Raw genomic sequence first — 10,081 nt, 5'->3', positions numbered from 1 at the left:
TATGATCAACAACAAAACAGCAGCACAAAGCATTGCAGAATGTCAATTCATGCAGGATATTTTAACAGGATTGCAAGCCAGCCCTAAATTTATGCAGGCTAAATATTTTTATGATCGGGAGGGGGATCTGCTTTTTCAAAAGATCATGAAATTGGAAGAGTACTATGTGACCAATGCAGAAATGGACATCCTTTCCAAGCAAAGCGGTGCTATTGCAGATCTGATTACTATGGAAAATACGGCTTTTGACCTCATTGAACTTGGCGCCGGTGATGCCACAAAATCTATTCACCTGCTGAAAGAACTGAGTAACAGGAAATTGGAATTCACCTATATGCCCATAGATATTTCTGCAGGAATGATCAGTCACCTGGAAAATCATTTGCCAAAAACTTTGCCAGGATTGGCGGTAACCGGCTTGAATGGTGACTATTTTGAGATGTTGAAAAAAGGCACTGCACTTTCCGGTCGCAGGAAGGTGGTATTATTTATGGGGGCTAATATTGGTAATATGGACGTTGCGGAAGCAACGGACTTCTGTAAAACACTGAGGGCCTCTTTAACCAAAGGTGATATTTTAATCATCGGTTTTGACCTGAAGAAAGATCCAAAGAAAATCTTGGCAGCTTATAATGATTCGCAAGGGATTACTGCGGCTTTCAATCTTAATTTGCTGACCCGCATTAACAGAGAACTAAATGCTAATTTTGAATTGGATGCTTTTGAGCATTATCCGTTTTATGATCCGGAATCAGGTGCTTGCAAAAGCTACCTGATTAGCTTGAAATCACAGGAGGTTCAGATTGGAAAGGAAGCCCTCATTCATTTTGAGGCCTACGAGCCTATTTATATGGAAATTTCACTGAAATACTCCCTTCAAGAGATAGAGGAGATGGCGATCGCAACAGGATTTCAATTTAACCAGCGCTTCTTTGATGAGCATAATTATTTTGTTGATGCGGTCTGGACGGTAGTCTAATTTATAAAAACTTTATTTCCAATGGATTGTCTTAATAAAAAAAGAGAATCATGTTGAGAAATTCAAAATCATTCAGCTCATTTTCAGTGGATCATCTGGAAAAAGCAAAAGCATTCTATGGAGAGGTTTTAGGATTAGTATTGAAAGATAACCCGATGGGGATATTGGAACTTCATGTGGAAGGATCAACACCTATTGTGATCTATCCAAAGTCCAATCATCTGGCCGCAACCTTCACTGTGTTGAATTTTCCCGTTGAAAATGTTGAGGAAACAGTCGCAGTTTTAGTAAAAAAAGGAGTAAAATTTGAACACTATAATGAACCAAATTTTAGAACAGATGAGCAGGGCATATTTCGTGGTGAAGGTCCCGTAATCGCCTGGTTTAAAGATCCGGCAGGAAATATTCTTTCGATCATTGAAGGGGGTTGAAATATAGTTTTCAAGATAGGGATCGTTTTGTCGTGTTTCCGCTTTTGAACACTATTTAATGGGTTTTGGCATGGGCTTTGTAACTGTTGCGTTACAAATAAAACACATCCCATTATGAAAAAAGCAATTAGAATTTTCAGTTTACTATTGATCGCTACGACGATTTTGATCGCCTGTAAGAAAGACACAGATCCAGCAGAATCAGACTTCTTTGTAGGCACTTACAGCGGTTCTGTTTCTTATCTGAAAGATGGTAATTTAACCAAGAGTTCTGACGGAAAAATCACAGTTAGTAAAGTAGGAGAGACCTACAATTTTTATTTCGGTAATAGTATTCCTGATATCACAGGTGTGAAATTCGAAAAATCAGGAGATAATAGTTATGTAAGTATCGGCAGTGGGTTAACAGGTATTAAGATTGATGCCAGTACCCTAAAAATGCTGGTGACTAGAGACGGGGCAACCTGGACTGCAGATTGTACCAGATAATCAATTAGATAAAAAAAGACTGCATCATGAAATCACGATGCAGTCTTTTTTTATGCTCATTATTTTATTCTGAGCCTATTTATTGCCTTTACCCATGATTCATGCTGGCATTTGTTGCAGGTATGCTTTGGGGATGGTGCTAACTCCTCTACATTGCCGCAATAAGCACAAGCGTATATTCCAGAAGTTTTGATGGATTTGTGACAATCGTCAAAAAGTTCGGGTAGTATTGGAAGGCCATATTTAACCTGTTCATCCGAAAAGTAATAAATACTAAGGTTACCGGAGGTTTCCAAAATAACTGATTCTACCTGTCCGAGATGAGAAATACTTTGCTGACGCATTTCTGAGAAAAACTCATCATAAGCAAGGCCTTCTTTTCCAAAGTCTTCAATAGAAAATTCTCCATCTTTAATGAGGTAAACGCAGGTTCCTTCAATGAGGTCGTCCATTTTTTTACTTTTGGCCATTAAAAAGGTGGTCATGCGGTAGGCGCTTACAATGACTGCAAAGATCAACACGGGTACCAGTAATCCTATTTCTTTGTAAAACATGGGGTCGCCGGCTGCTGAGCCCAGGCTAATGATCACGACGAGTTCAAACACCGAAAGTTGTCTGACGCCACGTTTTCCCAGCAACCGCAAGCCAATTAAGATGATAAAATACATGATGAGGGTACGCAGGCAGATCTCTACCATGAATTCCCAATCTGCCTCCCCAATTAGAAATTTAGTCCAGTCGATGTTTAATAGCATTTAAGATGTGAAGAAAGTTGAAATGATAATTTAAACTATAACAAGTCTGCTGCTTTAAGGTTTATGTATTGATTAAACTTTCAATTTTCTGAAGCAGCAGCTGCATTTCGAACGGTTTTGCCAGAAAATCATCAGCTCCACTATCCATTGCAGATGTTTTGATCTCTCTGCTAGCAGAAATCATGAGAACAGGGATGTTTTTAGTGGTCAAATCGGCTTTCAGCTGCCTGCATATATCCCTGCCATCGATACCTGAAAGCCAGATATCAAGAATTAAAAGATCTGGACTGGGCTGCATTGCTTCTAAAATGGCAGCCCCATTTAAAGTAGAGGCTACATCATAACCCATTAACTCCAGCATTAAGCTGGTCGCATCAACAATTGCGGCATCATCATCTGCTATAAATATCTTTTTCATGTGTAGGATTTCGTTTAATTGCCGTTATTTAAAGGAATAGAAAAGCAAAACGTGGAACCCTTTTCAATCACAGAGTTTACCCATATCTTTCCGCCAAGTTGTTTAATAATTTCTGAGGAAATGTAGAGACCGAGCCCGAGCCCCGGAAATGTATGTTCTTTAGTCCCGCTCACCCGATAAAATTGTTCAAATACACGATCCATCTTATCTCTTGTTAGTCCAATGCCAAAATCCTGTACACACAATTGAACTTCGGTATCGTGATCTTCGGTGTAGATGATGATCCTGTCTGCATTTGGAGAGTACTTTATCGCATTGGTGATCAGGTTAATCACAACTTGTGCAATTCTTTCCCGATCTCCGGTTACCATTCTTTTAAAAGAAAGCTGGTGTTTGATTTGATGCCTGCCGGAAGTGAGCTGCATATCTTCAATAATTTCCAGCATCATTTGGTTAAAATCAAAGGGTACATTGTCAAATTCCAGTCTGCCGGAATTGATTTTAGTCACATCGAGCAGATCTCCGATTAAACTGGTTAATCTATTGATTTGCCCATCCATTTTTGACATTAACACTGCATTTTTAGCGTCTCCTGCACGATTCAACATCATTTCCAATACCTGGGCATATGCTTTAATACTGGTTACGGGGGTTTTTAACTCGTGACTAGCTACAGCAAGGAAGTTATCTTTTTGTCTTTCCAGTTCTTTTTGATCGGTAATGTCGGTATTGGTACCATACCATTTAATGATTTTATCATTGGCATCTTTTAGCGCTAATGCCCTTACAAGCCACCATCTATAATTGCCATGTTTGTCTAACATTCGGAACTCCGTTTGATAAGGATTGCCGGTATCGACACTTAATTTCCACCTTTGCGTTACTCCTTTTACATCATCGGGATGCATCATCCTGATCCAGCCATGGCCAAGCGATTCGGCGATACTTACGTCGCTTCTTTCGTGCCAGCGGTCATTGATATAGTCCAGCATTCCATCAGGATGGCTGGTCCAAACGACTGCAGGAACTGTGTTTGCAAGAAATTCCATCTCCTTAATGGCTTGCTGTAATTCTTCTGTTTTCTTGTCTACTGCTTTTTTTGCATTCAATTCTCTTCTCAGGTCGCGGGCGATTCCGGCAATGGCCACGGGTTCGTTGCTGAACTCCTGACGGATGATGAATAGTTGTTTATGAATAGGGATGATTTCTCCGGTAACCTGATGCACCAGTTCTAATCGTCCTGACCATTTTCCATGGGTATAGAGTTCTGGAATGATCATATCCCGGATTTCAGCAGAGGAAGCGGCACTATGGTACTGGTACAAGTTTGTTTCATTGATATTTTCTGGGTCAATACCAATTAATTTGCCCCCTGCCTCATTGATATAAATGGTATTGCCATGCAGATCGCAGTAATTACAGAAATCTTCAGAGATATCTACTATTGTTGCCAGGCGCTTCAGTTCTGCTTTCGCTTTGATCTCCGGTCGTAGATCTCTTGCGGTGGCGCCTCTTCCAATGATGGCTCCTGAAAATGGATCTTTGATGAGAATATAATTCACATCGCATGGGATTTCCTGTTTGCTTTGGTAATTCCGTAGATGGATGACTCCTTGCCAACCACTTTCTTCAGAAATTTGTGGAATTAAAGTTTGCTGTACGCGGGTTAATTCTTCAGGAGTATAGAAGTCGGCTGCCGTCATAGTCGTAATATCGGCATCTTCAGGAACGCCCAGCATTTTTCTGCCCGATTGGTTCATGTAGATGAGCCTGCCTTCCATATCTGCAATAGACATGTGGTCTGCATTGTGCCTGATTAAAGAAAGCAGCTGCTGTTCACTTAGGTTGGCAGTAATTTCTTTGGTGATGTCCATAGCTATTCCAGCAAAACGGTAAACTTCCCCGCGATCGTTGAGGTACGCTTTCCCCTTACAGTGTACCCACCTAAGGGTTTTATCTGACTGACTCACTGTTCGATAGCGTAAGTCGTAAGCCGCTGTACGATTGGGATCAATAGCAGCTGCCACTGCCATGACTACTTTATGTTTGTCGAGGGGATGAATACAGTTGAGTACCGATTTATATTCGATTTCCTCATGACCATCGAATCCGAAGATTTCCCGGCACCTTTGGTCCCAAAAGACAGTTTCATTTAAGGGGTCCATTTCCCAGGTTCCAATTTCTGCAGATTCAAGTGCAAAACTCAGGCGTTCCTCGGTTTCGCTGATTCTTTTCTTTGTCAGTACGAGTTCCGTGACGTCGATCGCATTGTGAATAATTGCCATCGTCTTTCCATTTTCATCCTTTAATGGTTTATAGGTGAAATTGAAATAAGAAGTTTTCAGCTGCCCGTCTACAATGAGGTCGGCGGCTTCCTGTTCTCCCTGATAGGTGATTCCTGTATCGTAAACTTGCTTCAGCAAGTTGATAAATGGTTGGTTGATCAGTTCGGGAATAGCATCTGCCATTCCTTTACCTATAACGGAATTATTTTTTCCCCAAAGGGCTAGCATTTCTTGGTTTGCAGCTGCTATGGTAATATTCCTGTCGGAATAAATTGCTGTAGCAGTGGGGTAGGCTTCAATAAGCGCATTAAAGTGTTTTAGATCGTTTACAGAATTCATCTGGAGATGGAGATAAGAGCCCTAAGTTACTTTATTTCTGTGCCTTTAAAGAAATAACTTAAACAATAGATTGAGGGTTTGAGATTTGAATTATAAACTATATTTTACTCCTTTAAGTTGTCTAAAGGTGCATTAAATTGATTGGTTTATCCCGCCAGCAAATAAAAAAAGAGGATGATTTAGGTCGTTTATCATGGTATAAGGTCATAATGATGGTGTTTTAACATATATTTAGCCATTGATATGGTCGGATAGCTACACTGTAGTAAGATGACCGGTTAAAATGTTTAAATATTGATATGAAAAAGAATTACTTTGCTGTTATTTTACTATCGCTGGGTGTTTGGAGTACTGTGACATTTGCTCAGGGCAGATCTGAATTGGTACTTGAAAAAAATTGGAAGTTTACCAGAGCAGATCAAGCTGATTTCACTAACGTTAAATTTAATGATAGTAAATGGCAAAATGTGAGTGTTCCTCACGATTGGGCGATTTATGGTCCTTTTAGTGCTAATAATGATAAACAACATGTTGCCATCTCACAAGATGGACAGAAAGAAGCATCAGAACATGCCGGGCGGACAGGTGGTTTGCCATTTGTTGGTGTAGGCTGGTACCGGAATAAATTTATGGTGCCTGGATTTAATAAAGGTAAAAAAGCTTCGATCATCTTTGATGGTGCAATGAGCAACGCCACCGTGTACTTAAACGGTAAAAAGGTAGGGTTCTGGCCGTATGGTTACAATACTTTTCATTTTGATATTACTGAGTTTTTAGAGCCTGGTAAAGAAAATATATTGGCAGTAAGATTGGAGAACTTTCCGGAATCGTCCAGATGGTACCCTGGGGCCGGTTTATACCGAAATGTTCATGTAGTGTTGACTGAAACGGCACACATTCCAGTTTGGGGAACACAGTTGACCACACCGGTCATTCATAAGGAGTTTGCGAAGGTGAATTTGAAAACAAAGGTGATAACTGGATCAGGGGATGTGGCTGGATTCCAGTTGGCAACCGAAATTAAAGATGCGAATGGCAAGGTAGTAGCCAGTATGAAAACCTCATTGAGTAAATATGAGGAGGAGACTTTTAATCAGGAACTGCTGGTCTTGAATCCGCAGCTTTGGGATACGGAAAATCCGGTTTTATATACTGCAGTTTCTAAATTGTACGAAGGAAATGACCTTCGAGATGAGTACAGTACTACTTTTGGTATTCGATCGATAGAAATCATTCCCAATAAAGGTTTTTTTCTGAATGGAAAAAGAACGCAGTTTAAGGGAGTTTGTTTACACCATGACCTAGGCCCCTTGGGCGCGGCAGTAAATGATGCAGCCATCAGAAGACAGATTCGCATTATGAAAGATATGGGCGTAAATGCGATCCGGACTTCTCATAATATGCCAGCACCAGAGTTTGTAAAAGCTTGTGATGAAATGGGAATGATGCTGATGGCCGAAACTTTTGACGAATGGAAAGCACCAAAACAAAAGAATGGTTACCATAAATATTTTGATGAATGGGCGGAAAAAGATGTGGTCAATCTGATCCATCATTATCGAAATAATCCGAGTGTAGTGATGTGGTGTATAGGAAATGAAGTTCCTGAGCAAGGGATGGTAGGAGCTGCTAAAACGGCAAAGTTTCTTCAGGACATTTGTTTCCGGGAAGATCCTACACGTTTTGTTACGCAGGGAATGGATCAGCCAGGATCTGTGATCAACAATAATTTTGCCGCAACGATGCAGGTCGCAGGCTTTAATTATCGCCCTTTTGCCTATCCTGAAGCTTATAAAAAACTGCCGCAGCAGATTATTCTGGGCACGGAAACGGCTTCTACAATTAGCTCAAGAGGAATTTATAAATTTCCTGTAGTCAGACGTGCGATGCCAATCTATGAGGATCTTCAGGTGTCATCTTATGATGTAGAACATTGTGGCTGGTCTGATCTGCCAGAAGATAATTTTATTCAGCATGATGATCTGCCTTATGCCATCGGCGAATTTGTGTGGACCGGTTTTGATTACTTAGGTGAACCGACGCCATATTATACCAACTGGCCAAGCCATAGCTCACTATTTGGAATTGTAGATCTAGCAGGGATTCCCAAAGACCGCTATTACTTGTATAGAAGTCACTGGAATACTGCCGCAAACACACTTCATATCCTTCCAAGCTGGAATTTCAAGTATAGAGCAGGGCAAACTACGCCAGTTTTTGTGTATACCAATTACCCTACTGCCGAATTGTTTATCAATGGTAAAAGCCAGGGAAAGAAAACAAAGGATACAACGTTTACGGTTTACAATACCGGAGATAAGCAATCGCTGGAGAATTTTGACCGTCAGAAAAGGTATCGGTTAATGTGGATGGATACTAAATATGAACCGGGAACGGTTAAGGTAGTCGCTTATGATGCGAAAGGAAATGCAGTGGAAGAGAAAGAAATCCATACTGCCGGAAAACCTCACCACCTGGAATTAAAAGCTGATCGTACGCAATTGACTGCAAATGGAAAGGATCTTTCTTTTGTGCAGGTTAGTGTAGTAGATAAAGACGGGAATCTATGTTCTGAAGATACCAGAGAAATCAGCTTTAAAGCTACTGGAGCTGGGAAATTCCATGCAGTAGCGAATGGAAACAGTGCGAGTCTGGAATCTTTTCAGGCGCCAAAAATGAAAGCTTTTAGTGGTCAGCTGACAGCTATTGTTAAGTCTGAGGAAAAGCCGGGGGTGGTTTACTTTGAGGCCTCTGCAAAGGGATTGAAGTCTACGGTGTTAAAGATTGAAGTGAAATAATTCATTTAAGTAATCAGAAAAGCGCTAGCTGGTTGTAAATGAGCTGAAGCCCAGGAGTTAGCTGAAAACTCTTGGGCTTCAGTTTATTTATCTAATACTTCTAGCTGGCTTTCTGTTTTCAGTTGAGTTTTTTTCTCTATTTCCCGTATCACCATTTCTGCAAAGCCTTTTAAAGTCTCCACTTGTTCAGCACTAAATTCCCTCAATTTGGTGTCAGTAATGCATAAGGTGCCAATCATAAATCCATCTGAAGTGATTAATGGAGCGCTGGCATAGAACTTAAAACCATATTCTGCAGCAATGACTGGATTGGTTAATAAGCACTTTTCTTCTTGAGCATAATGTATGATTAAGGGTTCAGTGTCTAGAATAGCAATAGAACAAAGACTTCTTCCTCTTAATGTAGATTCAGCTCCACTTGTCCCAATCCCTGATTTAAAGAATACCTGATCGAGGTCTACTAATGAAATCAAGGCCATTGGGGTATCAAATGTTTTTGCGGTGAGCTGTACAATCTGATCCAATACTGGTTCATCAAAAGCATTGATTAAATGGTAACGGTTTAAAGCAGCAACGCGCTCAAAGTCATTGGAAGGGATGATGTTTCTGTTAAAAATGTTTTCCATGGCTGCTTTTTAGGGAATGATCACGGTTCCTGAGTGTTTTTAAGAAAAGCATGAATCAAATAAGGTGTTTTTCTTGATTAGATTTTTTTAATTAGGATGTAAAATAACAGAATTATTTTAAAAGGTGGCGATAAAATTTTGTAACCTCTTAGGTAGATAGTCTTTTGGAACAGATTGTTTTATGTCGAATATACTGGCAAAACCTGTTTTTATAACTGTTACTCATTGCAATACTTCCCTTAGTTAATAGGAGGCAATTGCCATTAATTTCAAGCACATGGTCGCTGTTGACTATGAATGACTTATGAACGCGGAAGAAAGTAGGCTGATTTTCAAACCAGATCTCCATCCCTTTAAGCGTATTATAGATGGTATAAGTTTTATTTGCAGTATGTATAGCCACATAATTTTGAGCACCTTGAATATAAAGAATTTCGTTTTTATGGACACGAACTCGTTGTCCGCCTGCTCCAGATGGGAGGTAGTAAGACCCATCATTGAGGTATTCGGTGTTATTTTTTTTGATACTGGATATCGTCTTGCTGATCATGGCTTCGAAATGTAGTTGGGCGATTGGTTTCAAAAGACAATCTTCTCCTTGATATTCAATAGCATGGTTCTGGAAGGTGCTGGTATAGATGTTTTTTTTGATTTTATGCTTCAGACTTTCCGTAAGCCTAAGTAGGACAAGTGTAGGGATATCAATGTTCAGAAACAGCAGATCAATAGTAGGGAGGTTTGACAGTTCAGCGAGCGCGATTATCGGGTTTGTATAGACCTGTTGTAAATTGAGCTGAGGAATTCCTGCGATGTGATCTTTTAGGAGGTTAATGGAAAATTGATCTTCATCGATAATTATACAGTTAATTTTAGTTTTCATGAAATGTCATTTAGGTGGTAATCTAAGCTTATATTTCTTAGTATGAAAGTTAATTGTTTTATTTTAATGCTTTTTTGTAAA

Annotated in this window: 9 protein-coding genes; 4 read left to right on the top strand and 5 right to left on the bottom strand. The window is 40.0% G+C overall.

The genetic code is table 11. The features are described from left to right. The first annotated feature begins 1 nt into the window (after position 1). From egtD to K7X70_RS09120, 3 genes are all read left to right on the top strand, one after another. Positions 2-979, top strand: a complete 978-nt coding sequence (gene egtD, locus K7X70_RS09130; protein WP_222536763.1) for an L-histidine N(alpha)-methyltransferase — start codon at positions 2-4, stop codon at positions 977-979. Between the two features lie 50 nt (positions 980-1,029). Then, positions 1,030-1,410, top strand: a complete 381-nt coding sequence (locus K7X70_RS09125) for a VOC family protein (RefSeq protein WP_222536762.1) — start codon at positions 1,030-1,032, stop codon at positions 1,408-1,410. Between the two features lie 114 nt (positions 1,411-1,524). Then, positions 1,525-1,899, top strand: coding sequence for a hypothetical protein (locus tag K7X70_RS09120; RefSeq protein WP_222536761.1), 375 nt, complete (start codon positions 1,525-1,527; stop codon positions 1,897-1,899). Positions 1,900-1,958: 59 nt separating this feature from the next. Here K7X70_RS09120 and K7X70_RS09115 read toward each other — a convergent pair whose 3' ends face one another. From K7X70_RS09115 to K7X70_RS09105, 3 genes are all read right to left on the bottom strand, one after another. After that, the gene (locus tag K7X70_RS09115) at positions 1,959-2,654 is read right to left on the bottom strand and encodes a DUF421 domain-containing protein (protein ID WP_222536760.1); all 696 of its coding nucleotides are present in this window, start codon (positions 2,652-2,654) and stop codon (positions 1,959-1,961) included. 61 nt (positions 2,655-2,715) lie between these two features. Then, positions 2,716-3,072 (bottom strand): response regulator transcription factor, encoded by a 357-nt coding sequence (locus K7X70_RS09110; protein ID WP_255607027.1) that lies wholly within the window; start codon positions 3,070-3,072, stop codon positions 2,716-2,718. A gap of 14 nt (positions 3,073-3,086) precedes the next feature. Further along, on the bottom strand, positions 3,087-5,696 hold the full coding sequence (locus K7X70_RS09105) for a PAS domain S-box protein (RefSeq protein WP_222536759.1): 2,610 nt from the start codon (positions 5,694-5,696) through the stop codon (positions 3,087-3,089). A 299-nt stretch (positions 5,697-5,995) separates the two neighbouring features. On the opposite strand from K7X70_RS09105, the gene K7X70_RS09100 reads away from it, so the two are divergent. Continuing rightward, positions 5,996-8,494 carry a glycoside hydrolase family 2 TIM barrel-domain containing protein gene (locus tag K7X70_RS09100; RefSeq protein ID WP_222536758.1) on the top strand — a complete coding sequence of 833 codons (2,499 nt, stop codon included), beginning with the start codon at positions 5,996-5,998 and terminating at the stop codon, positions 8,492-8,494. An 83-nt stretch (positions 8,495-8,577) separates the two neighbouring features. On the opposite strand, the gene K7X70_RS09095 is transcribed toward K7X70_RS09100, so the two are convergent. After that, positions 8,578-9,120, bottom strand: a complete 543-nt coding sequence (locus K7X70_RS09095) for a GAF domain-containing protein (protein ID WP_222536757.1) — start codon at positions 9,118-9,120, stop codon at positions 8,578-8,580. A gap of 148 nt (positions 9,121-9,268) precedes the next feature. After that, a complete protein-coding gene (locus K7X70_RS09090; RefSeq protein ID WP_222536756.1) occupies positions 9,269-10,000 on the bottom strand; it encodes a LytR/AlgR family response regulator transcription factor in 732 nt (243 codons plus the stop codon). Positions 10,001-10,081: the final 81 nt, after the last annotated feature.

It is taken from the genome of Pedobacter polysacchareus (assembly GCF_019802255.1).
Taxonomy (GTDB): Bacteria; Bacteroidota; Bacteroidia; order Sphingobacteriales; family Sphingobacteriaceae; genus Pedobacter; species Pedobacter polysacchareus.
This window is presented reverse-complemented; position numbering and strand designations above follow the sequence as displayed.